The sequence below is a fragment of the Pseudomonas sp. JV449 genome (assembly GCF_032424295.1).
In the GTDB taxonomy this organism is placed as follows: domain Bacteria; phylum Pseudomonadota; class Gammaproteobacteria; order Pseudomonadales; family Pseudomonadaceae; genus Aquipseudomonas; species Aquipseudomonas marginalis.
In genome coordinates this window covers 125,039-151,992 of sequence record NZ_VYKD01000015.1, presented here as the reverse complement: position 1 = coordinate 151,992, position 26,954 = coordinate 125,039, and the positions used below count along the sequence as shown (strand labels likewise).

Here is a 26,954-nt window from a genome sequence, read left to right as displayed (position 1 = left end):
TTCCATGATCAATGTTCGGCCGTCGCACACGCCAGGTTTCTTCATTCCAAAGGAACTGAATCTGCCCACAAAACCTGCCGGGTCAGTGACACCCCAAGTCATCGAGCTGTTTCTTAAACGCTTGAACGATGCTCAACCCATGCGGGCGAGCGCCCAAGCGAGTGATATACCCTTGCCAGACCGCACGCGCATCGAGCAGTTGCTCAGGTTTGCGGTCACCAAAGAACAGCCCAGCCTGGACGAACAAATCAGCCAGTTGATCAAGAACACACGTGAACCGCTGGCGGACGTAGCGCTGCACAATGAGGTGGGACAGCGACTCAACCAGCCCAGCGCAATCAATCCGCAAAAAACCTATGCCCAGCTTATTCAGGAGATACTGGATGGCGCCTCGCCCAGTGCACCAAACACTTACCCTGCCCCGCCGCGCCTGAGCCGAAAGCGCCGTGATACTTCATCAACCTCCGCCCCACGCATTGCACCCGTTCGCCAGTTCGCCGAAGCCTTGGTTGAAAACGGTGACCGACAATTGGCCATAGGCGTCGCCAATAGCTTGATGCGCCAACGGCTTGCCGTCGAGAAAGGTCACTCCGGCGATGCCGAGGACAAGGTGACCATCCCGGCCGACTCCACCTTCGGCCACGCCTGGGCGGAACTGGCTGAAGCGCTGCACTCGGAACCGTTCAAATCGTTTGCCGAGGCCAGGAAGCTCGATCTCTCCCAACTGACCATGACTCCCGAAGGCCGCCTGATCGAAACAGGCAAGGAGCCGCCTGCCGACTTCTCCCTGGGTAACGACGCCCGCTGGGCAGCCGCGTCAGGGGCGGTATTGGCCGCAGTCAAAAGGATCGCCGGGAACACCTCGCTGGCCGTTGATTTCCATGGGCGCAATCAAGCTTCGGCCTTCAACGTCGCCGCTTTCTACGGCTTGCAACTGGGTCAAATCGAAAGCGACCACACTTTGCTTGCCATCGAACAACTGCTGAGCGAGGGCAACTTCCACGCGTTCAACACTACCGATCCGAACTACGCCACGGTTTACGCGCCGGTCAAACAGCGACAGCGAGAAGCCAGCCAACGAATCATGGATTTACCGCCGGATCAATTGAAACTGCGCCTCGAGCAGTTCACACCCTCAAGCGTGGAGCAAAAGGTCCAGGAAGCCGATCGGGCCCTGGCACAACAGTGCAGCCAGGCCATGCTGAAACTCACACCTCAATTGCGAATCGAAGGCGACGATTTCCCGCCGGTGCTCAAAGAGGTTCCGGAGTATTCGACCTTCTACCAGGTGCGCAAAAACCTCCTGGATGCGCTGACCGGCAGTGCCTTTACCACCTTTGCACAAGAAAAAAATGTTGAGGCCGGCAGCGTGCGTATCCACCCCGTCACCGGTGAGCTGACAGGCAAGGTGAATGGCAAGGACACCCTCTTTGTCCCGAACGATCTTTCGGGCTGGGGTGGCGTCTGGGCAGAAATAGCCGATGCAATCCGGCAGATGGCGGCCGGAGCGGAACGCCCCGTTCGATACCCCTCCCCACCCTCTGCATCACTGTATGAGGTCATGTGGTTTTACAAGGAAGAGATACCTCGTCAACAAAACGGCCTACTCGCCCTGGTCTCGCTTCTCGATCGAAGTATCGAGATGACCGGTAACAACGGTTTCAAGGCATTCACAGACCCCCACGCGGACAGCACCTGGTATACGGCTGTACGTGAGCGCCAATACGCCATCACCCAACAGCTTGCCGACACGCCCACTACCGGCTCTGAACTTGAAACCCTGGCGGCCGCTGTGGAGTCGGGTCTCAGCGCGACGGTGGAGAGCGCACCGTCCCCGCAAGACGCCCTGGCCAGCGCCGAAAGCGCACTGGCCACCGCCACGTATCGCGCAATGCACGGGCTGAAAAACAATCCCGCCCAAGCCTCGACGAGGATGATCGGACCGATCCCGGCTGACAGCCTGCTCGGCCAATGGCGCAGCTACCTGGACAAAGCCATCAAGGCGCGTGGTTTCACCGAGTGGGCCGAGAAACACAAGGTTGATTTGACCTCTCTGCGCTTTGACCCCGATGGCGAGGCGCTGATCGGAAAAATCGACGGCGTTGACCGGCGCTTTGGCGCCGCCGACTTTGCGAAAAACCACCCCGAGCATTTCGACGTGCTGGCGCCGGTGCTCAGCGCCGCCAGGGTATTTGCGACGCCTGGAAGGCCGATCACACTGTCTCAAGCCAGCAGCAACACCGTGCCGCTGGACTGGGTAGGCCGCTTTTATGGCATCACTACGCAGCCCGGCAGCCAGGCATTCGACACCAGCATGACGCAGCTGGACAGTATGAAGATGTTCCCAAGGAGTCCCGACCACCCGGAACAAATGGTGAATTGGCTGAACCAGCAAAAAACCGCATTGGGTGACAGCAACGATCGGTATGCACTGATCAATCAGCTCAAGCAGGGCAACCTTTCTAACGACGACACCACGCGCTTCATTGTCGACCCGGCTTCGTCCCATCGGCCTAAAGGCGAGACGACCGTGCAGAAATTCCTCGCGGATCAGGGCTGGTTTGGAGCCACGTCGGCAGCGCAGGTCGATAACCTGTTACTGGCACTGCAGACACCTACGCCGCAAGCTCCGACATTGGGCAACAACTGGGGTTTTCTGGCCACGGACCTCCCGCTGAGCACGGCCCAACGCGAAGCCGTGAGTAGGTTCGTGAAACAATCCATCGTCCCCCATCCCAACCTCTTCAGCTACCTGAGTGCGCAAACCCCTCAGCTCAGCAGCAGCCCTGCACGCGCGCTGGAACAACTGCTGTCCAGCGACAGCGCCCTGGAACTGGCCACGAATCTGCAAACCGAGATGAAGGGTGCAGTCACTTCAACCAGTCTCAAGCAGTGGCTACTGACCGCGTGGGTACTGGAGCTTGATCCCGCGGCCGGCACGCAGCGCAATCGTGTGGCGGGTTATGACTTCATGCAGGCGCAAAACTGGGGCAGGCCTGCGCATGAAATACGCCAAGGCTTTGCACTCCACCTTGATCAGCCCGGCACCGGCGACGTGCCGTCTCAGAAGGCAATGATTGCGGCGCATTTGCTGATGTCAGGTGCCGCACCGCAGTTTCTGGTTAACGATCTGCCCCCGTCTCTTGTTCAGGGCACACCCCAATGGGCGATGTTTCATACGGCTGTAAACCGGATCGAACAAATAGCGCCCGGCGCCACGCGGCACATGAACTTCAAGCAAGTGATGGATTACCACAAGGTCAAGCCTCTCTCCTCCCATGAACAGCTGCAATTGCTCAGAGCGCAAATGAACCCTCTGATTGATTGGGGGATCATCAATGACATCATCGGCAGGAATTCAAATGACGAGTACACGCCAGAGCTGTTGCAAGCGTGTATCAAGGCACTGGGTGAACAAACCACTGCTGTGGCGCAGGCCAAACGCTATATCAAGGATAACCCTGAGCCCACACGACGAGCCCTGGCACTTGAGAACCTCGAGCAAAAATTTGGTAAGGGAATCCCCTATGAACAACGCAGCCTCTGGAGAGAGAGCGATCAGTTATACGGCACCCTGGCGAGCGTGGTCGAAGCCTATGAAGCCGGACAATTGGGGGATACGTACAAGCCAACAAACCTGATCGATAGTTTGACAAGTGGCTCGACCACTCCTGCCTGGGAAGCCAGGGATGCGCGTATCCCTATCCAGGCAATGCATGATCAGGCGAACCAATTGCCCGACGTCAATACACAGTACGACGCAGCGATCGAAAGCGATTTCGTCCCTCGGCGCGCGCACTCGATCGTGATTATCAAGGACCTGCTGTCCAGGCTCCCGGCCGAAGTCCGCAACCATCTGGCCAACGGCAGGATTGAGTACTACAGCGTTCGCGAATCAGACACCAGCATATGGCAAAACCTCAGCGCCAAAACCGGTAAAAAAGGCAGCCATGGCCTACTGATTCGTGCGACCGGACACAACGGGAACATCACCGATGTAGCCGTCTTCCCCGATGCGGGCACGGTAAAAACAATGTCGAAACTGCCGAACCCCATGCCCATAGGCGGTACGAACAAGCATTTCGGCAAGATTTATGACGGCGCCGATGAAGGCCCCCATGAATTGCCATTGGACTTCGCCGCCTTCGATTCGGCGGCGGCGCCACGAGACGGAATGATCTCCAAGGTCATCGTCGACCGCGTCACACCGAGCACGCTGGTGAATGGGGAGCTGGTAAATGACGGTCGGGCCACATTCGGCGACACCCGCTCAAACGCGGCGCCCGCGTTCTTCAATGAGCAACTCGAGAAAATCGCCACCATCTGCGTCGATTCACACTTCCTGCGCAAAGACGAGTACAAGGCGATCAATCATGGTCATAACCCTCTGGAAACAGAAGGCCCCACGTTTCTTGAACGGCTCAATTCCCTGGCGCGCATGATCCCTGGCGTCAGCAGCGTCGAAGACCTTTACGAAGGCAACTACGCCGAGGCCGGCCGGGACCTCTTATTTGATGCGCTGAGCATTGTCGTCCCTGGTGCATTAGGAAAGGTTTGGTCAGTCGCCGCGGGGGCCTTCGAACGTGCAGCCGTCAAGTTTGGAGAAACTGCCGTTGAATCTGCAGCCGAAAGAGCCGTCGCCTCAATGGCGGTTACAGACGTGACTGCCGCCAATACTGCGAAGTCGTCCGGCGCAGTCAGCCGTATGCAGGGCAGCCCTCTGGTGGAACAGACGGACGGTGAATGGAACATGGCGACCGACAGGGCCGACGGTGCGCTTATTCAATCCGGCAGTGCGCAGCAGATCAGGCTCACCGCGGTGCGGCAAGATGGAGAATGGTACGCCTACGACGCCAAGACCATGACAGCTTACGGGCCAGCCCTGGAAGGGTTCGTCTCTGATACGTCTTCAGTCGTGAGACAAGAGACCTTTTCGGACGGTACTCAAGCACTGGTCACGGAAAAACCACTGGCGGCCGACGCCTATACCCTGCCCCGTAGCCATGGCTTTGATCTGGTCAATGAGGGCAAGGTTTACCGTTACGACACCCGCACCCCTGGCGTGCTGAGCGATCTGGAGTCAGCCGATCACTTTAAGCCCCTGGAGGGTTTTGAAGCGACCTGTCCAGCCCCTCCGGTTGCACTGGGCCGGGTCAGGCGCGGGGCCAGTGATACGTGCTTTTCCAAGGAAATAGAGATCGTCGCCGAAACATCGCGCCGGGATCTTCAAGCCCTTGAACACCAGCGCCTGTTCCCCTCGACGCCAGGTTTTTTGAGAAGGGACCAAGTTGTCATTTTCGAGCGACGTCGATACAAGGTGGTCGATGGCGATATGGGCCCCCAACTGGTCCCGATGCCTCAGAACAAACCCATCGTCTACAAATCGCAGATCAGCGGCAGCCTGAAACACGATCCCAATTTTGGTTTTTCCGGCGCACACGCCAGTGATTCGTTTGCGAAGGAAACCCGGGTGGTCAAGCTCAACAAAATCAGCGATGACTGCAATGACAAGCGTGAACTTCGAGGCGTGATTGTGGAGAGGGGCGCAAGTAAAACCAAATACCTGGTGATAGAGGCTGATACCGCAGAGTTTTATTACACCAAGCTGAATGACACCTCCACCGGCGAACTGACGTTCAATAAATGCACGCCCCAGGACTTTCCGCTGGTAGAAGGTTACCGAAGCGCGTTCGGTATTCGTCAAACTGTCAATGAGGCGCCCTTTGATGCCAACTTCATTGCGTTGCCCAAACTGGATTCAGCCTTTAAAGAGCTGGAGCGTTCCGGTTTCCTGAAAGAAGACATCGATCAACTAAAAGCATCGTGTAAAGGCCTTACTCACGAACAACAGCGCGAAGTGATCTATCAGTTGCAGCGGACCAGGGCGATAGGCAAACCGGATATAGCGTTGCGGCCGAACCAAGTTGCCAGGGTCGACCCACCCCGCGATTTCGCCGGTTGGACACAAGGACGAAAAAGCGAGTTCTATGCAGTCCAGGCAAAAAACAGCGTGGATCGCGCCATGAAGGCAACCGGGCTGGGGCCCAGCAATATCATCCGCTCAACAGCGGACAAGGCACGCGCAGAGGCGGCAAACATGACCAATGAATGGTTACGCAGAACCGTGCCGGAACATGCCTTGAATCGCCCGAGCCTGATCTTGAAAGCCGGCGCTGGCAACTGTGGAGAAATGGCCTTGCTGTCCAAGGACATCATTGAAAAAAGCGGTGGCAGCGCTTACGAATGGAAAGCTTCAGATGCGCATGCGTTCACCGTCGTCGGAGGTCCCTCCACGCTCCCCCAAGGCACAGTAGACTTCTCGGAACCTGCTTGGGCGGATGCCTGGATTGTCGATGCATGGGCAGATATCGTCTGCCCAGCCAGCCAGTACACACAGAAATTGAGCGAAGTCATGAAGCGCTGGAGTCGTGAAAACCTGAAGATTTTGGAGGGAGGCAAATCCATTGACCCGCTGGACCCAACATGGTTGGAGAAGCTTATCGTAAAACCGAAGACCCCCTATTCTCATGGGTATATCGGCGGGTTGGCCGCGCAGGGATAGGACCCCCTCGTACGCCTGGCGTTTGGCAGCGCAGCGTTTCACGCAACAAAACCTGCGCTGACCAATCCAGGCAAAGACTTACAATCACTCAACGTTCTCACAGCCCTGCACAGGAACGCCCATCAGTCCCTTGGCCACGTATTGAAGTACCTCTCTGTATCTGTCGAGAGGCCATTCTTATAAATACGCCGGTAAAGGGGCAGTCCCATGATCAGCTTTAATCCGCCACACACTGTCAGCACCACGATTTCAAGCGAGATGAATCGGTCCACGCCCCCCATAGGCTCAGTAAGCTCTAAAGTCATCGAGTTTTTTCATAAACGCCTCCAGGATATTCAAACGTTCCCCGCGTCCGCGCAATCGAGTGATGGACTGGCGCCAGCCCACAAACGTATCGAGCAATTGCTCAGATTCGCCGTGACAAAGGAATACCCCAGCGTAGCCGAGCGCATCAGCCAGTTGATTAAAAGCAGTCATGAGCCACTGACGGACACAGCGCTGCGCAATCAGGTGGAGCAACACCTGAACCAGCCAAGCGCCCTCGACGCGCAAAAAACCTACGCTCAACTTCTTCAGGAAATACTCGACAGTTCGGCCTCCCACACTTCGAACACTCGCCCTGCCCCGTTGCGCTTACGCCGAGATCTGCAAGCCCCTGAACCGGCCTCCGCTACGCGCAATGCGGCGGTTCGCCAATTCACCGATGCCTTGATCGACAGCGGTGACCGGCAGTTGGCCATAGGTGTGGCCAATAGCTTGATGCGCCAACGGCTTGCCGTCGAGAAAGGTCACTCCAGCGATGCCGAGGACAAGGTGATCATCCCGGCCGACTCAACCTTCGGCCAAGCCTGGGCCGAACTTGCCGAGGCGCTGCACTCGGAACCCTTTAAATCGTTTGCCGAGGCCAGGAAGATCGATGTTCGCGGATTGATGATCGACTCCAGTGGACAACTGACCGAAATGCGCGACAACGTGCCGGTCAACCTCTACCTGCATCGGGACGCGGACTGGGCAGCGGCGTCGACCCAAGTGATGAGCGCAGCCAGAAAAGTCTTTGCGGGGAAACAAGGCGTTGTCATGTTTCGCGATAGGGAACACGCATCGGCTTACAACATAGCCTCGTTTTACGGCCTGCAACTGGGCGGCATACGCAGCGACGACACGCTGTTCAGCATCGGACAATTGCTGCGCGAGGGTACCTTCCCCGCCTTCAGCAGCACCGATCCGCACTACGCGACCGTTTACGCCCCGGTCAAACAGCGACAAAACGAAGCCAGTCAGCGGCTTATGAATTTACCGCCGGATCAGTTGACGCAACGCCTTGATAGGTTCACATCTTCAACTGCGGCACGAAAGGTCCAGGACGCCGATCGAACCCTGGCGCAGCAGTGCAGCCAGGCCGTGATGAGGCTCGCCCCTCAAGCCCGAGTCGAAGGCGAAGCATTCCCGCCGGTGCTCAAAGAGATTCCGGAGTATTCGACCTTCAACCAGGTGCGCAAAAACCTTCTGGATGGGCTGACCGGCAGTGCCTTTACAACCTTTGCACAAGAGCACAACGTTGAGCCCGGCAGCGTTCGTATCCACCCCGTCACCGGTGAGCTGACAGGCAAGGTAAATGGAAAGGATACCCCCTTTGTCCCGAACGATCTTTCGGGCTGGGGTGTTGTCTGGGCAGAAATTGCAGATGCAGTCCGGCAGATGGCGGCTGGAGTGGAGCTACCTGTTCGATACCCCTCCCCACCCTCTGCATCGCTGTATGAGGTCATGAGGTTTTACAACGAAGAGATCCCTCGCCAACAAAACGGCCAACAAGCCGACTGGCGTCAACGCGCGCTGATATCGCTGCTTGATCGAAGTACCGAGATGACCCGTAACAATGGCTTCAAGGCACTCATTGACCCCAGCACGGGCGACAACTTCTCTAAAGGTGTACGTGAGCGCCAATACACCATCAGGCAACAGCGTGCCGACGCGCCCGCGCCCCTCTCTAAACTTGAAACCCTGGCGGCGGCTGTCGAGCCCAGCTCCAGCGCGACAGTGGGCGGCGCACGGTCCCCGCAAGACGCCCTGGCCAGCGCCGAAAGCGCACTGGCCGTCGCTACGCATCGCGCAATGCGCGAGGTGAAAAACAACCCGACCCAAGCCTCGATGAAGATGATCGGACCGATCCCGGCCGCCAGCCTGTTCGGCCAATGGCGCAGCTACCTGGACAAAGCCATCAAGGCGCGCGGTTTCATCGAGTGGGCGGAGAAACACAAGGTTGATTTGACCTCCTTGCGCTTTGACCCCAATCGCGAGGCGCTGATCGGCAAAGTCAACGGCGTTGACCAGCGCTTCAGCGCCGCCGACTTTGCGAAAAACTACCCCGAGCATTTCGACGTGCTGGCGCCGGTGCTCAACGCCGCCAGGGTATTTGCGACGCCTGGAAGGCCGATCACGCTGTCTGACGCCAGCACCACTAACGCACCGCTGGAATGGGTAGGCCGTTTTTATGGCATCACTACGCACCCCCGCAGCCAGGCATTCGAACGCAGCATGACGCAGCTGGAAAGCATGAAGAAGTTCCCAAGGAACCCGGACCACCCGGAACAAATGGTGAATTGGCTGAACCAGCAAAAAACCGCATTGGGGGATAGCAATGATCGCTATGCACTGATCAGTCAGCTCAAGCACGGCAATATCGACAACGACGACACCACCCGTTTCATTGTCGATCCGGGCTCATCCCACCGCCCTAAAGGCGTGACGACCGTGCAGAAATTCCTCACGGATCAGGGCTGGTACGAGGCGAAGTCGGCAGCGCGGGTCGACAACCTGTTACAGGCTCTGCAGACTCCCCTGCCGCAAGCGCCGACACTGGGTAATAACTGTGGGTTTCTGGCCTCGGCCCTCCCGCTGAGCAAGGCCCAACGCGAGGCCGTGAGTACCTTCGTAAAACAATCCATCAGCCCCCATCCCAACCTCCTGAGCCACCTGAGTGCCCAAGTGCCCAAGCTCAGCAGCAGCCCTGCACAAGCACTGGACCAACTGCTGTCCAGTGACAGCGCCCTGGAACTGGCCACGAATCTGCAAACCGAGATGAAAGGTGCAGTCACTTCGACCAGTCTCAAGCAGTGGCTGCTGACCGCTTTGGTACTGGAGCTTGATCCCGAGGCCGGCACCTCACGCAATAGCCTCGCAGGCTTTGATCTGATGCATAAGGATAATTGGGGGTTGGGCACGGACAAGATTCGTGAGCTGTTCAACAACCACTTGACCACAAATCGAAAAATCCCGGCAAACCTTGCGCCAGTAGCCGCGCACCTGTTGATGACGGGCGCTGCGCCCCATCTGCTGGTTAACGATGTGCCATCGACCGTGACGCTGGGCTCGACCGATTGGGTCAGCTTTATGACCGCCGTCAATCGGATCGAACTGAATGCTTCCGGTGCCGCCTCGGGTATGACCTTCGGGCAAGTCATGAACCTTCACCGGATCAGCCCCATTTCCGAACGTGAATCCCAACTGCACTCTGTCGCCCGGATGAACCCGGTGTTGGATTGGGCCATCGTGAATGGCCATATCGTGAGAAATGACAAGGACGAATACACCCTTGAACAGCTCGCCAGCAGCCAGGAGAAGCTCAAAAAACAAAATGATGACATCTCCAGTGCCAGGCACTACTTGAGTAATTTCAACCCACCAAGCAGAAGGGAAATGGCCCTGTCAGAGCTGAGGGAAAAATGGGGTACCGATACCCACTATGAGCGTCCGTACCTCACTGAAATGGTTGGCCCGTTTGGAATGTTTTCCAATACTCGGGCAAGTATTGTCGACGTCTATGAAGCTGGCCGCCTGGGTGAAAGTTGGCGCTGGGAGTCAACGAGGGGGCCCGACTTCGATGCACTTCGCGCGCGCGCCTCCGAGTTGCCTGACATCAACGCGAAATTCAATCAGGCATTTGAAGAAGACTTCGCCCTACGCAGGACCCACACCATTTCCCTGTTCAAAAACATGTTCAGCCAGCTACCGCTGGCGGACCGAGACATCGTCAACAATGGCTCTGCGACAATCCTGCAAGTGAAAGGCACCGGTAGTGGCATCCTGATGCAGTTCACCCATAAGGACCAGTCCAGAACGTTCGCGATCTATCCAGCCTATGGAAAAATAGTGCCGGTCCCCAATATCGAACAGAGAGCACCTTACGGCCAAACCACCGAAGAAACCGTCGACACAGCCGCGTTTAAAACCAACGCCCAGCCAAAACCGGATATCAAATCCAAGGTCCTCATAACACGCCTTGATCAAAACAGCCTCGTCGACCCGGATCACTTTGCACACGGCAGGCGGCCCTTATATGCGGAGAACGACAAAACTGACCTTTCCAGCTATGACGGAACAAGAATACAGCACCTCGCCGAGGTGCTGGTTGACAGTGTGTACTTGAACAAGGCGGCTGCACTCGCTACGCAACGTGGGCTGAACAACGCTGTTGAAAACGGTTTGGAGCTCAGTGACTACTTCCAAAAAGGTTTGCGCTTCTTACCGGGAGGCTCGAGCCTCGTGGACGTCTACCACGGTGAATATGCGGAGGCGGTAAAAGACCTGGGCGTTGATATCGCGATCTACGTATTTACCGAGGGCGTCGGCAAACTCTGCAATGTGGCCAAATCCGGCGCGGCCTGGGCGGCGGCCAAGGCCTCGGCGAAATTCGTCGAAAGGTTTGGGATCGAGGAAACAGAAAGCATTGTGCTCCAAGACCTGACTACCACCGGCGCCGAGAAGGCGTTCAGCTCAGTGAGCCGAATGCAGGGCGGCCAATATACAAAGCCAATTGGAGAGGCGTTTGTCCCGACTGCGGACATGGTTGATGGCACGGTGAGAAACGGCGATACCTCTGCACTTGTCAAATTCACGGCCATTTTCCAGGACGGCGAGTGGTATGCCTATAACCCCAAGACAATGGCGGCTGATGGGCCTGCGCTAAAAGGGTTCGTGCCCGAAAGTAACCAACGCAACGTCAATGGCCTGTTTGACTTTTTTTCCGATGCCAAACCCGATCCGGATATACCCGCTAGGTTCGAGATCAACCTCATGAACGCGCAGCTAAGAGATGAGCAAGCCTTTAAAGCCGGCTACAACAGCTTGAAACCGGAAACTATACCGGGCTACCGCAGCGACATGGGCAAAGACCGAATCAGACAACTGATTGCAGACACCCCGCTAAGCGCCGAACAAGTGGGAAGCCTGGTTCGGCAACGGGAAAGACTCATCATTGCCGATTCCCGCATCAACATTGAGACGTTCAATCGAGAAGTAGAGGGTGCGGGCGGAACCAGTCGTGGAATGTCCCAAGGCTATTATCTTGCCCTGACACAACCAGGCTCAGACGGTGAATGTGCTGCCCTGTCCAATACGATGGCGCTCGCGCTCTCGGAGGGCACCGAAAACACGTTGATCGATAACGTGCATATGGCCATGGCCAACCCGAAGTCCGCTGGCGGTTCAAAATTCATCTCAGAGCTGTCAGCGTTGCAAGCTAACGTAGACAGACAAAGCACCTTTCAAACCGGGACCTCAGGCGTCCTCACGCCCTACAAGGATATTGGCACAACACTGGGTAACGCCGAGACTTCGAAGACCTTGCTGATCGGCGCGAAAGATCATGGCATGCTCGCGGGGGTTAGGGTCGACCCCGCCGACGCCAGCAAAAAAAGCTGGTTTTATTACGATCCCAACTATGGTTTGGCGACATTCAATTCAGAAACATCAATGAAAGCCGGGCTGGAAAAAACACTGAACAGTGGCAAAGTCGGCAAAGGACTCAACCATTTTGGCAACGCATTCACGGGACCAAAATATAACGTCGGTGTCTTTGATATCAATGCGATGGCACAGCGCAGATTTGATATTGCCCGGGTTAGAGACCTGACCCGGCCAATCAGCCTTGACACAACGCAAGCCGTCACCGACGCCCTGTATGGCCGAATCAGGCTGGGAGGCCCGATGGAAACGGTCAGGCCACTTGATGGCGAAATCCAGACATTTGTCGATACTTATGATGGAAAGCCCCGGCTCAATATTATCGGACACGCCCCTGAGCCAGAAAACCCAGGCGATCCGATAAAAATCGTCGGTGACAATGACGCACGCTATTCGGCCGCAGAGGTTAATCAAAAGCTGCTGGATCGAGGCGTAGACATTCGTGACTACGCCAATGTCCGGACATTGACCTGCTTCTCCGCAAGTGGCGGCACTCGTTCGTTCGCTAACGAGTTGAATAAGCTAACGGGCGTCCCCGTAAAGGGATTTGAAGGTCCGGTAACGACCGAATGGATGGCGGGTACAGATCTGAATGAGCAATATCAACTGCTATTAAAGCGCGCCAGGACAAAGTACCCGAAATTCAAGCAAGAAGACATCGAGTGGATCGCGGAAAATGACCTGAATAAAATCTATCATAATAAATTCAGAGTCTTTACCGTTAGAAAGGACGTGGGCACTCTTGTCGAGGCCAATATGGGAACAACGAAAAAACCGGTATATGTCACGCTTCCAGTCGATTATCGACCTGTACGTTTCGGCCCCGCCAAAGCACCCAAGGAATCCGTCACGCTTTGACCGCTGAACCATTAGCATGATGAAAGAAGCGAGGGAAGCCAATGCAACGGTGCCCCCTCGCTGCTGCCGCGTGAATACGCGACACACCACGCTTGATGGTTTCAGCTGTTTACCTAACGAGTGCAAAAAAGTATCAGTCCAAGTGCTCCCAAGGATTTGTCACAACCCCGTTTGAAGGCTGTAATCAACGCACACTCTTCCTGACTCCCCGTAGGAAGACACAACAACAATAACTGTCCTTCCGTAGCCCCTGGGCGCGGAAATGGAGTGCGCGATGAAGTTCACAGCAAAAGCTCTGCTTGCCTGTACCTGTATGACCCTCAGCGCCGTCAGCCTTGGCGCGCAAACCCTGACCATTGCCACCGTCAACAACAGCGACATGATCCGCATGCAGAAGCTCTCGAAAACCTTCGAGGCCGAGCATCCGGAGATCAAGCTGAACTGGGTGGTGCTGGAAGAAAACGTGCTGCGCCAACGCCTGACCACTGACATCGCCACCCAGGGCGGGCAGTTCGATGTGTTGACCATCGGCATGTACGAAGCCGCACTCTGGGGCGCCAAGGGTTGGCTCGAACCGATGAAGGACCTGCCGGCGTCCTACGACCTCGACGACGTATTCCCTTCCGTGCGTGACGGTTTGTCGGTCAAGGGTTCGCTGTACGCCCTGCCGTTCTATGCGGAAAGCTCAATCACCTACTACCGCACCGACCTGTTCAAGGACGCCGGGCTGAGCATGCCCGAGCACCCGACCTGGAGCCAGATCGGCGAATTCGCGGCCAAACTCACCGACAAGAGCAAAGAGCAATACGGCCTGTGCCTGCGCGGCAAAGCCGGTTGGGGCGAGAACATGGCGCTGATCACCACCCTGGCCAACGGCTACGGTGCGCGCTGGTTCGATGAGAAGTGGCAGCCTGAATTCAACGGCCCCGAATGGAAGGACGCGCTGAACTTCTACGTCGACAACATGAAGAAATCCGGCCCGCCGGGTGCTTCCAGCAACGGTTTCAACGAAAACCTGGCGCTGTTCAACAGCGGCAAGTGCGCGATCTGGGTCGATGCCAGCGTCGCCGGCTCGTTCGTCACCGACAAGACCCAAAGCAAAGTGGCCGACCATGTGGGCTTCACCTTTGCCCCCCACGAAAAAACCGACAAGGGCACGTCGTGGCTGTACTCCTGGAGCCTGGCGATCCCGACCAGCTCCAAGGCCAAGGATGCCGCCAAGGTGTTCACCAGTTGGGCCACCTCCAAGGAATACGGTGCCTTGGTCGCCAAGACCGACGGCGTTGCCAACGTGCCGCCAGGTACCCGCAAGTCGACCTACAGCGACGAGTACATGAAGGCCGCGCCGTTCGCCAAGGTGACCCTGGAATCGCTGAAAGTCGCCGACCCGACCAAACCGACCCTCAAGCCGGTGCCGTATATCGGTATCCAGCTGGTGACCATTCCTGAGTTCCAGGCGATTGGGACCCAGGTCGGCAAGTTCTTCTCCGGCGCGCTGACCGGCCAGCAAACGGTCGATGCTGCACTGACCGCCGCGCAGACCACCACCGAGCGTGAAATGAAGCGGGCGGGTTACCCCAAGTAACCCCCGATCCTGTAGGAGCGAGCTTGCTCGCGAAAAAGGTACATCCGACGCCGCAAGGCGCCTGAAATACCTTCGCGAGCAAGCTCGCTCCTACAGGGGTTTTACGCACCTGTACCTGACTGGCCTTGACTATCATGAATACATCCGCCAAAAACCGCCTGGCCAACCCCGGCTGGTTCCTCGTCACGCCCTCGGTCGCCCTGCTGCTGCTGTGGATGATCGTGCCGCTGGGCATGACCCTGTACTTTTCGCTGATTCGCTACAACCTGCTCTACCCCGGCGAGAACCAATTCGTGGGGCTGGAGAACTTCACCTACTTCATCACTGACTCGGGTTTCCTGCCCGGCGCCACCAATACGTTGTTGCTGGTGGGCAGCGTGCTGCTGATCAGCGTGGTGTTCGGCGTGTTGATCAGTGCGCTGCTGGAGGCCAGTGAGTTCCTCGGGCGTGGCATCGTCCGGGTGCTGTTGATTTCGCCGTTCTTCATCATGCCCACCGTCGGTGCGCTGATCTGGAAGAACCTGATTTTCCACCCGGTGTCGGGGATTCTCGCCGCCGTGTGGAAGTTTTTCGGCGCCGAGCCGGTGGACTGGCTGGCGCACTACCCGTTGCTGTCGATCATCATCATTGTCTCGTGGCAATGGCTGCCGTTCGCCATCCTGCTGCTGATGACCGCCATGCAGTCCCTCGACCAGGAACAAAAGGAAGCCGCACGCCTGGACGGTGCCGGCGCCATCGCGATTTTCTGGCACCTGACCCTGCCCCACCTGGCCCGCCCGATTGCCGTGGTGGTGATGATCGAAACGATCTTCCTGCTCTCGGTATTCGCCGAAATCTTCACCACCACCAACGGTGGCCCCGGCTACGCCTCGACCAACCTCGCCTACCTGATCTACAACCAGGCATTGGTGCAGTTCGACGTGGGCATGGCCTCGGCCGGCGGCTTGATCGCCGTGGTCATCGCCAATATCGCGGCGATCATCCTGGTGCGGATGATCGGCAAAAACCTGACTGACAAGCCTTGAGGGCCGCGCCATGACGCTTCAACAATCCCGCCGCCTGCAAAGCCTGTTGCTCGGCACCCTGGCCTGGGCCATCGCGATCCTGATTTTCTTCCCGATCTTCTGGATGGTGCTGACCAGCTTCAAGACCGAAATCGACGCGTTCGCCACGCCGCCGCAGTTCATCTTCACGCCGACCCTGGAGAACTACCTGCACATCAACGAGCGCAGCAACTACTTCAGCTATGCCTGGAATTCGGTGCTGATTTCATTCAGCGCCACCGCCCTGTGCCTGCTGATTTCGGTGCCGGCCGCCTACTCCATGGCGTTCTACGAAACCAAACGCACCAAGAGCACGCTGCTGTGGATGCTCTCCACCAAGATGCTGCCACCGGTGGGCGTGCTGATGCCGATCTACCTGCTGGCCAAGAGCTTTGGCCTGCTGGATACGCGCATCGCGCTGATCATCATCTACACCCTGATCAACCTGCCGATCGTGGTCTGGATGGTTTACACCTACTTCAAGGACATCCCCAAGGACATCCTCGAAGCCGCGCGCCTGGACGGCGCCACGCTGTGGCAGGAAATGGTCCGGGTGCTGCTGCCGATCGCCAAGGGCGGCCTGGCCTCCACGGTGCTGCTGTCGCTGATCCTGTGCTGGAACGAAGCCTTCTGGTCGTTGAACCTGACCTCGTCCAACGCAGCGCCGTTGACCGCACTGATCGCTTCCTACTCCAGCCCCGAAGGCTTGTTCTGGGCCAAATTGTCTGCCGTCTCGACCCTGGCCTGCGCGCCGATCCTGATCTTTGGCTGGATCAGCCAGAAACAGCTGGTGCGCGGTTTGTCCTTCGGCGCCGTGAAATAACGGTTTCCTATAAAAATTCAAAAAGGAGGCCCATCCCATGGCCAACCTGAAAATCAAGAATCTGCAAAAAGGCTTCGAAGGTTTCTCGATCATCAAGGGCATCGACCTGGAAGTGAACGACAAGGAATTCGTGGTCTTCGTCGGCCCCTCGGGCTGCGGTAAATCCACCCTGCTGCGCCTGATCGCCGGCCTCGAAGAAGTGAGCGAAGGCACCATCGAACTGGATGGCCGCGACATCACCGAAGTCACCCCGGCCAAGCGCGATCTGGCGATGGTGTTCCAGACCTACGCCCTGTACCCGCACATGAGCGTGCGCAAGAACATGTCATTTGCCCTGGACCTGGCCGGCGTCGACAAGCAGCTGGTGGAGAGCAAGGTCAACGAAGCGGCGCGCATTCTTGAACTGGGCCCGCTGCTGGAGCGCAAGCCCAAGCAACTCTCCGGTGGTCAGCGCCAGCGTGTGGCGATCGGCCGGGCGATTGTGCGCAACCCGAAGATCTTCCTGTTCGACGAGCCGTTGTCCAACCTCGACGCCGCCCTGCGCGTGCAGATGCGCCTGGAACTGGCGCGCCTGCACAAAGAGCTGCAAGCGACCATGATCTACGTGACCCATGACCAGGTTGAAGCCATGACCCTGGCCGACAAGGTGGTCGTGTTGAACAGCGGGCGTATCGAGCAGGTCGGCTCGCCGCTGGAGCTGTACCACCAGCCGGCCAACCTGTTTGTGGCGGGTTTTCTCGGCACGCCGAAAATGGGCTTCCTCAAGGGCAAGGTCACCCGCGTCGACGGCCAAGGCTGTGAGGTGCAGCTGGACGCCGGCACCCTGATCAGCCTGCCGCTGAGCGGCGCCAGCCTGAGCGTGGGCAGCGCGGTGACCCTGGGCATTCGTCCGGAGCACCTGGAAATTGCCGCGCCTGGGCAAACCGCCCTGACCGTCACCGCCGACGTCGGCGAGCGCCTGGGCAGCGACACCTTCTGCCACGTCATCACCTCGAACGGCGAGCCGCTGACCATGCGGATTCGCGGCGACATGGCCAGCCAATACGGCGAAACGCTGCACCTGCACCTGGACCCGGCACACTGCCATCTGTTCGACACCGACGGTGTCGCCGTGGCCCGCCCACTGCGCGCCGCCGCCTGATTTGCGAGATTTGTGATGAAACTGAATAAACAGAACCTCACCCAGCTGGCGCCGGAAGTCAAACTGCCGGCCTACGCCATTGCGAGTACCTCCCAGGGTATCGCCCATATCGGCGTCGGCGGCTTCCATCGCGCGCACCAGGCGTATTACACCGATGCGCTGATGAATACCGGCGAGGGCCTGGACTGGAGCATCTGCGGCGTTGGCCTGCGCAGCGAGGACCGCAAGGCCCGCGATGACCTGGCCGGCCAGGACTACCTGTTCACCCTGTACGAACTGGGCGACACCGACGACACCGAAGTGCGCGTGATCGGCTCGATCAGCGACATGCTGCTGGCCGAAGACAGCGCCCAGGCATTGATCGATAAACTGGCCAGCCCCGAGATTCGCATCGTCTCGCTGACCATCACCGAAGGCGGCTACTGCATCGACGACAGCAACGGCGAGTTTATGGCCCACTTGCCGCAGATCCAGCACGACCTGGCTCATCCGTCGTCGCCAAAAACCGTGTTCGGCTTTATCTGCGCGGCATTGACCCAGCGCCGCGCGGCCGGCATCCCGGCGTTTACCGTGATGTCCTGCGATAACCTGCCCCACAATGGCGCTGTCACGCGCAAGGCACTGCTGGCGTTCGCCGCCCTGCACAATGCCGAGCTGCATGACTGGATCAAGGCCCATGTGAGCTTCCCGAACGCCATGGTCGACCGCATCACGCCGATGACCAGCACCGCCCACCGCCTGCAACTGCACGATGAACACGGCATCGACGATGCCTGGCCAGTTGTTTGCGAACCCTTTGTGCAGTGGGTACTGGAAGACAAATTCGTCAACGGCCGCCCGGCGTGGGAAAAGGTTGGCGTGCAGTTCACCGACGATGTGACACCCTATGAAGAGATGAAGATCGGCTTGCTCAACGGCAGCCACCTGGCCCTGACCTACCTGGGTTTTCTCAAGGGCTATCGGTTTGTGCACGAGACCATGAACGACCCGCTGTTCGTGGCCTACATGCGCGCCTACATGGACCTCGACGTCACGCCAAACCTCGCGCCGGTACCGGGCATCGACCTGACCGACTACAAGCAGACCCTGGTGGACCGCTTCTCCAACCAGGCGATTGCCGACCAGTTGGAACGGGTGTGTTCGGATGGCTCGTCGAAGTTTCCCAAGTTCACCGTGCCGACCATCAACCGCCTGATTGCCGACGGCCGTGAGACCGAGCGTGCAGCACTGGTCGTCGCGGCCTGGGCCTTGTATTTGAAGGGTGTGGATGAGAATGGCGTGAGCTACACAATCCCCGATCCGCGCGCCGAGTTCTGCCAGGGGCTGGTGAGTGACGATGCACTGATCAGCCAGCGGTTGCTGGCAGTGGAAGAGATTTTCGGTACGGCTATTCCCAACTCGCCTGAGTTTGTGGCAGCGTTCGAGCGGTGCTATGGGAGCCTGCGTGATAACGGCGTCACCACTACCCTGAAGCACCTCCTGAAGAAACCGGTTTAAATGTGGGAGGGGGCTTGCTGTGGTGAGTGGGCTTGCCCCGCGCCAGGCTGCGAAGCAGCCCACAAATCTGTGGTGAACCCGTCGGGGGACAAGCCCCACTCACCACAGCAAGCCCCCTCCCACACTGGACCGGGTTGCCAATCCAAAAAAATAACACCGCTGAGCACACCCTCATGACCCAGCAAAACCTGTTCCTCGGCATCGACTGCGGCACCCAAGGCACCAAGGCCATCGTCCTCGACGCGTCCAGCGGCAAGGTACTGGGCCTGGGCGCCGCCGCGCACACCCTGATCAGCGGCGCCAATGGCCGTCGCGAGCAGCACACCCAGGAATGGCTGGACGCCTTTACCGAAGCCACCCACCGCGCCTTGCAACAGGCCGGCGTGGACGGCCAGGACATCCTCGGCATCGGCGTGTCCGGCCAGCAGCACGGCCTGGTGTTGCTGGATGACAGCGGCCAGGTGCTGCGCCCGGCCAAGCTGTGGTGCGACACCGAAACCGCGCTGGAGAACGAGCGCCTGCTGGCCTACCTGGGCGGCGAAGGCGGCTCGCTGGAACGCCTGGGCGTGGCGATTGCGCCGGGCTACACCGTGTCGAAACTGCTGTGGACCCGCGAGCAGCACCCGGATGTGTTCGCGCGCATCGCCCATGTGCTGCTGCCCCACGACTACCTCAACTACTGGCTCACCGGCCGCGCGGTCGCGGAATACGGCGATGCCTCGGGCACCGGTTACTTCAACGTGCGCACCCGCGCCTGGGATATGGCGCTGCTCAAGCACATCGACCCCAGCGGCCGTCTCGAAGCTGCGCTGCCGACATTGATCGAAGCCGATCAAAGCGTAGGCACGATCCTGCCGGCCATCGCCGAACGCCTGGGCATCAACCCCAATGCCAGGGTGTCCAGCGGCGGCGGCGACAACATGATGGGTGCCATCGGCACGGGCAATATCGCCCCCGGCGTGATCACCATGAGCCTGGGCTCGTCCGGCACCGTGTATGCCTTCGCCGACCAGCCCAATGTCAGCCCGCAGGCGTCGGTAGCAACCTTCTGCTCGTCCAGCGGCGGCTGGCTGCCGTTGATCTGCACCATGAACCTGACCAACGCTACCGGGGTGATTCGCGAGTTGTTCGAGCTGGACCTCAACGCCTTCAACGCACTGGTCGAGCAAGCCCCGATTGGCGCCGATGGCGTCAGCATGCTGCCGTTCCTCAATGGCGAACGCGTACCCGCCCTGCCCCACGCCACCGGCAGCCTGCATGGGCTGACCATGACCAACCTGACCCGTGCCAACCTGTGCCGCGCGGTGGTCGAAGGCACCACCTTCGGCCTGCGCTACGGCCTCGATCTGCTACGCCACACCGGCCTGCAAAGCCAGAGCATCCGCCTGATCGGCGGCGGCTCGAAAAGCCCGGTGTGGCGGCAGATGGTCGCCGATATCATGAACACCGAAGTGATCTGCACCGAACAAAGCGAAGCCGCCGCCCTGGGCGCGGCGATCCAGGCGGCGTGGAGCCAGTCCGGAGAGTCCCTGGCCAGCCTGTGCGACAAATGCGTGAGCGTCGACCCGGCCAGCCGTACCCTGCCGGTGGCGGCCAATGTCGGCGCCTATCAACTGGCTTACGAACGCTATCAACAGCACGTGGCAACCCTTTAAGAGCGAACGACTATGTATCTGGTGTGTGGTGAAGCGCTGTTTGATTTTTTCAGCGAGGAAGATGCCAGCGGGCAGGCCTCCAAGGTCACTTACAAGGCGATTGCCGGTGGTTCACCGTTCAACGTCGCCGTGGGTTTGCGCCGCCTGGGCATTGAGGCCGGGTTGTTCGGCGGCCTGTCCAGCGACTTCCTCGGACGGCGCCTGTTGCAGGTGCTCAAGGATGAAGGCGTCAGCGAGCGGTTCCTGGTGGAGTTCGCCGCGCCGACCACCTTGTCGATGGTCGCCGTGGGCGCCGATGGCTCACCGCAGTACAACTTCCGGGGTGAAGGCTGCGCCGACCGACTGCTGGAAGTCGCGCATTTGCCGGTCCTCGGCGATGAGGTGCGCGGGCTGCATATCGGTTCGTTCTCCCTGGTGGTGCAACCGATCGGCGACACCCTGCTGAGCCTGGTCAAGCGCGAAAGCGGCAAGCGCCTGATCAGCCTCGACCCCAACGTGCGCCTTAATCCGCAGCCGGATATCCAACTGTGGCGCGACCGCGTCGCCGAGTTGGCCAAGCATGCTGACCTGATCAAGGTCAGCGACGAAGACCTGCACCTGCTCTACCCCGGCCAGTCGCCGGAAAGCGTGCTGCAGGGCTGGCTGCAACACCGTTGCCAGCTGGTGTTCCTCACCCGTGGCGGCGATGGCGCCAGTGTGTTCAGCCGTCAGCATGGCACCTGGTCGCAACCGGCACAGCGCGTGGTGATGGCGGATACCGTGGGTGCCGGGGATACCTTCCAGGCCGCGTTGATTGCCTGGCTGACCGAGCACCAGCTGGACTCGGTGCAAGGCCTGCAACAACTGACCCGCGTGCAGATCGACGCCATGCTCGGTTTTGCCATCCGCGCTGCGGCACTGACGTGCAGCAAGACCGGGCCGGACCTGCCGTATCGCCAGCAGCTTGGATGAAGGTTTTGTCAGCCAGGGCAAAATTAATCGATGGTTAATCCCGCAAGTCGAGAGTGAAATTCCACTCACTTGCGGAGCACCACCATGAAACTGCACACCTTAATGCTCGGCGGCGCCCTGGCGCTGGCGGCAGTGTCGGGCCTGGCCCAGGCTGACGATCAAACCCAGGCGGTCAACCCCGTGCCTTATCATTACGGCATGCCGATGAACATTGCCAAGGTCCTGGCCATGAACGAAACCCCAACCGGCGACTGTAAAGTCATTGATGCGGATATCAAGTTCCTGGACAAGGCGGGCAAAGTGGAAGAAGTGAGCTACCGGAAGATGTCCGAAGCCTGCGATTTCCAGAATTGATGGGCAAACATACACAGCATTGGGCCTGGCATTTACCAGGCCCACCGTTCATAACCAACGATCAGTAGTAACCGCGCCCTCCAGCCCGCTGCTGGACAGGTGCATGGCTGTGCTTGAGGTCTTCACGCAACCCGGTAATGAGGTTGCAAATAGCTCGACTGCTGTCGAGTTTGTCAGCATTGATACCTTTGACCTCCAAATCCACCCGGTCACGGTCGCGGTCGTCATAGACCTTGATCGTCAGCGAAGCATCTTCGGCTTTGGTGCATTCGCACCGTTTAGGCAGGAAACTTCCTTCAATAATGCTGCGAAGTTCTAATTCCGAAAGCATGGCCAACCTCTCCTTTTTTGAGACTGCCAATCGATTGTTATAGGTCTGCAGGCCCGTGCCTGCCACGTCTCGCCAGCCCTGGAAGACGCTTACCTTTACCAGCCTACTCGGCAAATTCCGTTTTTGTTGTAACTTTTCTTCATAAGCAATGTAGGAATTTATATAGCTTAGGTCACCCCAGTTAAATCATCGTCGAACCGCTTCGATTAATCGTTTAACCCCACGCTTCGAATTAAACTGCAGCTTGTGCCGCCACTCTTTCAGCAACATATCGCAAACTATCAAAGTTGATATTTGCGCCTGAATTAACTGCGACCAAGGTCTGCCCACTCACCCCACGACTGGCCACGTACTTGCGAACCCCCGCCACCGCCAACGCACCGGAAGGCTCGGTGATGGAACGCGTATCGTCATAGATCAACTTCATTGCGCTGCACAGTTCGTCATTGCTGACGGTGATCACCTCGTCGACCCAATCGCGGCAGATCTCAAAGCCATAGGCGCCGATCTGCGCGACTGCGGTGCCATCGGCGAACCCGTCGACACTTGGCAACACCACCCGTTCCCCGGCCTGCAGTGCGGCGAGCAGGCAACTGGAGCCTTCGGGCTCGACCCCGATGATGCGCACTTCGGGCCGCAGGTATTTGACGTAGGCCGCAATGCCGGCGATCAGGCCGCCGCCGCCCACGGGCACGAAGATCGCATCCAACGGGCCTTGTTGCTGGCGCAGGATTTCCATGGCCACCGTGCCCTGGCCGGCGATCACCTCCGGGTCATCGAAGGGCGAGACGAAGGTGCAGCCGGACATCTCGGCCAGTTGCAGCGCATGGGCCAGGGCAAACGGGAAGCTCTCGCCGTGCAGCACCGCTTCGGCGCCCCGGGAGCGCACGCCCAGCACCTTCAATTCCGGCGTACTGCACGGCATCACGATCCGCGCCTGGAGCCCCAGCGTCTTCGCCGCCAGTGCCACGCCTTGCGCATGGTTACCCGCCGACGCCGTCACCACACCGCGCGCTTTCTGCTCGCCGGTAAGCTGCACCAGCTTGTTGTAGGCGCCGCGAATCTTGAAGGAAAAGGTCGGTTGCAGGTCTTCACGCTTGAGCAGCACCTGGTTGCCGAGCATTGCCGAGAGTGCCGGTGCGGCTTGCAGGGGCGTCCGCACCGCGAGGTCATAGACCGGCGCGGCGAGGATCTTTTTCACATAGTGTTCAAGCAATGCCGTATCAGCGGTAGACGGGGCGGGGCACGTGCTCATGGGGTGTCTCCTGGTTTTTAAAGGCCCTGGAGACGGAACAAACAAAACCCGCCTCTAAGGCGGGTTGGGGTGCAGCCGTGTGCTATCCCGCCAAATGAGGAATGGCGGTAATAATGCTTGGCTGGCTGCGGAAGGCTGGGTAGGTCATGCCTGGAAATTAACCGGCCATCCGGATCAAGTCAACATCATGTTTACTGACGACATACGAAACATATACGATTCGTATATACAACCACTACAGTGAACCTCATGGGCATCGTCAAGATCAGCGACCAACTGCACGAACAACTGCGTCTGGCCAGTGCGGCCATGGACCGTTCCATCAACGCCCAGGCCGAGTTCTGGATCAAGGTCGGCCTGCTCGCCGAACTCAATCCCAGCCTGCCCTACCACGAGCTGATCAACAAACTGTTGCTGGACAAGCCCGACCTGATCCGGGGGCGCAGCTGATGATCAAGACCGCCGCCCAACTGGCTGTGATGCGCGAGTCCGGACGCCTGCTGGCCCAAGTGTTCGACATGCTCGACGGGTTTGTCGCCGCCGGCCGTTCCACCCTGGAACTGGACAGCGCCGTCGAAGCCTTTATCCGCAACGAATTGAAAGCCCGCCCTGCCAGCCTCGGGCAATACGACTACCCCTTCTCCATCAACACCTCGATCAACGAGGTGGTGTGCCATGGCATGCCCAGCGCCAAGGAAATCCTCAAGGACGGCGACATCGTCAACATCGACATCACCCTGGAAAAAGGCGGCTTTATCGCCGACTCCAGCAAGATGTACATGATCGGCACCGTCGCGCCCAAGGCGCGGCGCCTGGTGGATATGACATTCGAGGCCATGTGGGCCGGGATCCGCCAGGTCAAGCCCGGCGCACGCCTGGGGGATATCGGCCATGCGATCCAGAGCCATGCACAGGCCAATGGCTACAGCGTGGTGCGTGAATATTGCGGCCATGGCATCGGCAAGCAGATGCATGAAGAGCCGCAGATCCTGCACTTCGGCCGCCCTGGCACCGGGCTGGAACTGCGTGAAGGCATGGTGTTCACCATCGAACCGATGCTCAACCAGGGCGGCGCCAAGGTGCGCAGCCTGAAAGACGGCTGGACGGTGGTGACCAAGGACAACAGCCTGTCGGCGCAGTGGGAACATACGGTGGCAGTGACGGCGGATGGCTTTGAAGTCCTTACCCTGCAAACCCGCCCTTGATTCACCCACCGCCGTAGATACCGCCTTATGCAACACCGCGCAAATCCGTAGCAGCTGTCGAGCCCCGGCGAGGCTGCGTTGGCCGCGACTCGATCCTGAATCGGCAGCGCGCCCGACGCAGCCTCGCTTGCGCTCGGCAGCTGCTACGGGGGGGTGGCCTTGACGTGATTGGCGTTCGTAGCAGCTGTCGAGCCCCGGCGAGGCTGCGTTGGCCGCGACTCGGTCCTGAATCGGCAGCGCGCCTGACGCAGCCTCGCTTGCGCTCGGCAGCTGCTACGGATGTGCGCGGTTGGCTACGCGGCGCGACTTTAAACACCTGTGGCATGCACTCAGCCACTCACCAGACCTGGCCCTGGCGTTTCAACTCCAGGCGCCGCACAAACTCTTCCAGCACCAGGCTGTACAGGTCGTCCTGCAAGTAGGCGTCTTCGATGCCGGCATCCAGGTTGGGGTTGTCGTTGACCTCAATCACCACCACCTTGTCGCCGGACTGCTTGAGGTCCACACCGTAGAGGCCGTCGCCGATCAGGTTGGCGGTCTTCACCGCCAGTTCCACCACCGCCCTGGGCGCTTCATGCACGGCCAGGGTGCGGCATTCGCCGTTGATGGCCTGGCCAATGGCCCTGTGGTTATAGATCTGCCAATGGCCCTTGGACATGAAGTATTGGCAGGCGAAGATCGGCTTGCGGTTGAGTACGCCGATGCGCCAGTCGTACTCGGTGTAAAAGAATTCCTGGGCCAGCAGCAGCACCGAATGCTCGAACAACTCGGCAGTGGCCTTGAGCAAGGCTTCCTGGCTTTCGACCTTGATCACGCCACGGGAGAAACACCCGTCGGGAATCTTCAACACCAGCGGAAACCCGAGGCGCTCGCCGACCCGCTCGAAGTCCTGCGGTCGTTCCTTGTAGAGAATCTCGGTGGCAGGCATACCTAACTGATGGCTGTTGAGCAGGTCGGTAAGGTAGACCTTGTTGGTACAACGCAGGATCGATGCCGGGTCGTCCATCACCACCAGGCCTTCGCTTTCGGCTTTTTTGGCAAAGCGGTAGGTATGGTTGTCGACACTGGTGGTCTCGCGGATCAGCAAGGCGTCGTATTCGGCCAGGCGCGCGTAGTCCTTGCGCTCGATCAGCTCCACATCGATGCCCAGTCCCTTGCCCACGCGGATGAAATTCTCCAAGGCACGGGCGTTGGACGGTGGCAACTGCTCCTGTGGATCGTGCAGGATCGCCAGGTCGTAACGGGCCAGGCGCCGCGAACGAGGTTGGCGCCAGATCTTGCGGCTGAAGTTATCGAGGGCGTGGGCGAATTGATCTTCCTGGTCGTCTCGTAACTTGTGCAATACGCCGGACTTGACCCCTACGATATGCCAACCGTTATGTTTTCTGAACTCAACTAACAAGATCGGACATGGGAATGTTTCAAACAACTGACGGGCCAATTCCTGCAACGGTTCTATATTGGTCCTGCCGAAGTAAAGTGTCAGGGTAAACCCTTCGGTATTACTGTAGAGGTGATGACTCAAGGCTTTATCAAGGGTTTTATCCAAGTCATCCAGCGCCAGGCCGTACAGCGACTTTTTAGTCAGCTCACTGATGGTGCGCACCGAAGGAATCACCTTGTGTCCGCGCGCTTCGGCCAGCAACGAGCAGTAGTAGCCGTGCCCCAGGTACTTGTAGCTGCGGCACAGGTTGATCACTTGCACCCGCTTGCCTGACTCGTTCTGCCGGGTTTGCTCCAGGTACTCCTGGGCGGTGACGATGTCTTCGCTGGGAAAGTAGGAGGCCCAATCTTCCTTGCGTTCAACAATGATCACCACTTGACTGTTACTTCGAGGCGGCGCAGAAAAAAAGCCCTTCGATGTTATTGTCGCCGCGACGATTTGCTCGGATACTTCACGCCAATGACCTTGTACCGCCGACATAATATTTGATCCGCTTTAGAGAACTCGA

General features: G+C 58.7%; 15 protein-coding genes. 12 read left to right on the top strand and 3 right to left on the bottom strand.

Annotated features, from left to right (window positions below; genetic code table 11):
- Positions 1 to 4: 4 nt before the first annotated feature.
- The 10 genes from F6S08_RS14570 to F6S08_RS14525 all read left to right on the top strand — a co-directional run bounded on the left by F6S08_RS14570 (position 5) and on the right by F6S08_RS14525 (position 22,211).
- Entirely contained in the window at positions 5 to 6,562 is a 6,558-nt protein-coding gene (locus F6S08_RS14570; protein ID WP_315871790.1) for a hypothetical protein, read from the top strand.
- Positions 6,563 to 6,769: 207 nt separating this feature from the next.
- The gene (locus F6S08_RS14565; RefSeq protein WP_315871789.1) at positions 6,770 to 13,162 is read left to right on the top strand and encodes a hypothetical protein; all 6,393 of its coding nucleotides are present in this window, start codon (positions 6,770 to 6,772) and stop codon (positions 13,160 to 13,162) included.
- Positions 13,163 to 13,436: 274 nt separating this feature from the next.
- The gene (locus tag F6S08_RS14560) at positions 13,437 to 14,747 is read left to right on the top strand and encodes an ABC transporter substrate-binding protein (RefSeq protein ID WP_027606401.1); all 1,311 of its coding nucleotides are present in this window, start codon (positions 13,437 to 13,439) and stop codon (positions 14,745 to 14,747) included.
- A 134-nt stretch (positions 14,748 to 14,881) separates the two neighbouring features.
- Entirely contained in the window at positions 14,882 to 15,772 is an 891-nt protein-coding gene (locus F6S08_RS14555; protein WP_051429369.1) for a carbohydrate ABC transporter permease, read from the top strand.
- 10 nt (positions 15,773 to 15,782) lie between these two features.
- Positions 15,783 to 16,613, top strand: coding sequence for a carbohydrate ABC transporter permease (locus tag F6S08_RS14550; protein WP_027606403.1), 831 nt, complete (start codon positions 15,783 to 15,785; stop codon positions 16,611 to 16,613).
- Positions 16,614 to 16,650: 37 nt separating this feature from the next.
- Positions 16,651 to 17,754 carry an ABC transporter ATP-binding protein gene (locus F6S08_RS14545; protein WP_065948641.1) on the top strand — a complete coding sequence of 368 codons (1,104 nt, stop codon included), beginning with the start codon at positions 16,651 to 16,653 and terminating at the stop codon, positions 17,752 to 17,754.
- 15 nt (positions 17,755 to 17,769) lie between these two features.
- Complete coding sequence (locus F6S08_RS14540; protein ID WP_315871788.1) at positions 17,770 to 19,251, top strand: mannitol dehydrogenase family protein; 1,482 nt, start codon at positions 17,770 to 17,772, stop codon at positions 19,249 to 19,251.
- A gap of 173 nt (positions 19,252 to 19,424) precedes the next feature.
- Entirely contained in the window at positions 19,425 to 20,906 is a 1,482-nt protein-coding gene (gene xylB / locus F6S08_RS14535; protein ID WP_065927854.1) for a xylulokinase, read from the top strand.
- Between the two features lie 12 nt (positions 20,907 to 20,918).
- On the top strand, positions 20,919 to 21,857 hold the full coding sequence (locus tag F6S08_RS14530) for a carbohydrate kinase (RefSeq protein ID WP_315871787.1): 939 nt from the start codon (positions 20,919 to 20,921) through the stop codon (positions 21,855 to 21,857).
- Positions 21,858 to 21,941: 84 nt separating this feature from the next.
- Positions 21,942 to 22,211 (top strand): DUF2790 domain-containing protein, encoded by a 270-nt coding sequence (locus tag F6S08_RS14525; RefSeq protein ID WP_315871786.1) that lies wholly within the window; start codon positions 21,942 to 21,944, stop codon positions 22,209 to 22,211.
- Between the two features lie 61 nt (positions 22,212 to 22,272).
- Here the strand turns inward: F6S08_RS14525 and F6S08_RS14520 are convergent, their stop codons facing one another.
- Together F6S08_RS14520 and ilvA are read right to left on the bottom strand one after the other, a co-directional pair.
- A complete protein-coding gene (locus F6S08_RS14520; protein ID WP_027606409.1) occupies positions 22,273 to 22,542 on the bottom strand; it encodes a DUF1652 domain-containing protein in 270 nt (89 codons plus the stop codon).
- 232 nt (positions 22,543 to 22,774) lie between these two features.
- Positions 22,775 to 23,797 carry a threonine ammonia-lyase, biosynthetic gene (gene ilvA / locus F6S08_RS14515; protein WP_083244953.1) on the bottom strand — a complete coding sequence of 341 codons (1,023 nt, stop codon included), beginning with the start codon at positions 23,795 to 23,797 and terminating at the stop codon, positions 22,775 to 22,777.
- Positions 23,798 to 24,046: 249 nt separating this feature from the next.
- Here ilvA and F6S08_RS14510 point away from each other — a divergent pair, with 249 nt between their 5' ends.
- Positions 24,047 to 24,247: a ParD-like family protein gene (locus F6S08_RS14510; protein ID WP_027606410.1), complete on the top strand. Its 201-nt coding sequence runs from the start codon at positions 24,047 to 24,049 to the stop codon at positions 24,245 to 24,247.
- The gene (map, locus tag F6S08_RS14505; RefSeq protein ID WP_315871785.1) at positions 24,247 to 25,002 is read left to right on the top strand and encodes a type I methionyl aminopeptidase; all 756 of its coding nucleotides are present in this window, start codon (positions 24,247 to 24,249) and stop codon (positions 25,000 to 25,002) included. Before F6S08_RS14510 ends, map begins: the two co-directional genes overlap by 1 nt.
- 337 nt (positions 25,003 to 25,339) lie before the next feature.
- On the opposite strand, the gene F6S08_RS14500 is transcribed toward map, so the two are convergent.
- Entirely contained in the window at positions 25,340 to 26,926 is a 1,587-nt protein-coding gene (locus F6S08_RS14500; RefSeq protein ID WP_315871784.1) for a RimK family protein, read from the bottom strand.
- Between the last annotated feature and the right edge of the window lie 28 nt (positions 26,927 to 26,954).

Bases quoted from the DNA above. Each gene is read 5' to 3' on its own strand.
- F6S08_RS14550 (WP_027606403.1), top strand. From the start codon at position 15,783: ATGACGCTTCAACAATCCCGCCGCCTGCAAAGCCTGTTGCTCGGCACC.
- F6S08_RS14510 (WP_027606410.1), top strand. From the start codon at position 24,047: ATGGGCATCGTCAAGATCAGCGACCAACTGCACGAACAACTGCGTCTG.
- F6S08_RS14500 (WP_315871784.1), bottom strand. From the start codon at position 26,926: ATGTCGGCGGTACAAGGTCATTGGCGTGAAGTATCCGAGCAAATCGTC.
- F6S08_RS14530 (WP_315871787.1), top strand. From the start codon at position 20,919: ATGTATCTGGTGTGTGGTGAAGCGCTGTTTGATTTTTTCAGCGAGGAA.
- F6S08_RS14555 (WP_051429369.1), top strand. From the start codon at position 14,882: ATGAATACATCCGCCAAAAACCGCCTGGCCAACCCCGGCTGGTTCCTC.
- xylB (WP_065927854.1), top strand. From the start codon at position 19,425: ATGACCCAGCAAAACCTGTTCCTCGGCATCGACTGCGGCACCCAAGGC.
- F6S08_RS14560 (WP_027606401.1), top strand. From the start codon at position 13,437: ATGAAGTTCACAGCAAAAGCTCTGCTTGCCTGTACCTGTATGACCCTC.
- map (WP_315871785.1), top strand. From the start codon at position 24,247: ATGATCAAGACCGCCGCCCAACTGGCTGTGATGCGCGAGTCCGGACGC.
- F6S08_RS14565 (WP_315871789.1), top strand. From the start codon at position 6,770: ATGATCAGCTTTAATCCGCCACACACTGTCAGCACCACGATTTCAAGC.
- F6S08_RS14540 (WP_315871788.1), top strand. From the start codon at position 17,770: ATGAAACTGAATAAACAGAACCTCACCCAGCTGGCGCCGGAAGTCAAA.
- ilvA (WP_083244953.1), bottom strand. From the start codon at position 23,797: ATGAGCACGTGCCCCGCCCCGTCTACCGCTGATACGGCATTGCTTGAA.
- F6S08_RS14525 (WP_315871786.1), top strand. From the start codon at position 21,942: ATGAAACTGCACACCTTAATGCTCGGCGGCGCCCTGGCGCTGGCGGCA.
- F6S08_RS14545 (WP_065948641.1), top strand. From the start codon at position 16,651: ATGGCCAACCTGAAAATCAAGAATCTGCAAAAAGGCTTCGAAGGTTTC.
- F6S08_RS14570 (WP_315871790.1), top strand. From the start codon at position 5: ATGATCAATGTTCGGCCGTCGCACACGCCAGGTTTCTTCATTCCAAAG.
- F6S08_RS14520 (WP_027606409.1), bottom strand. From the start codon at position 22,542: ATGCTTTCGGAATTAGAACTTCGCAGCATTATTGAAGGAAGTTTCCTG.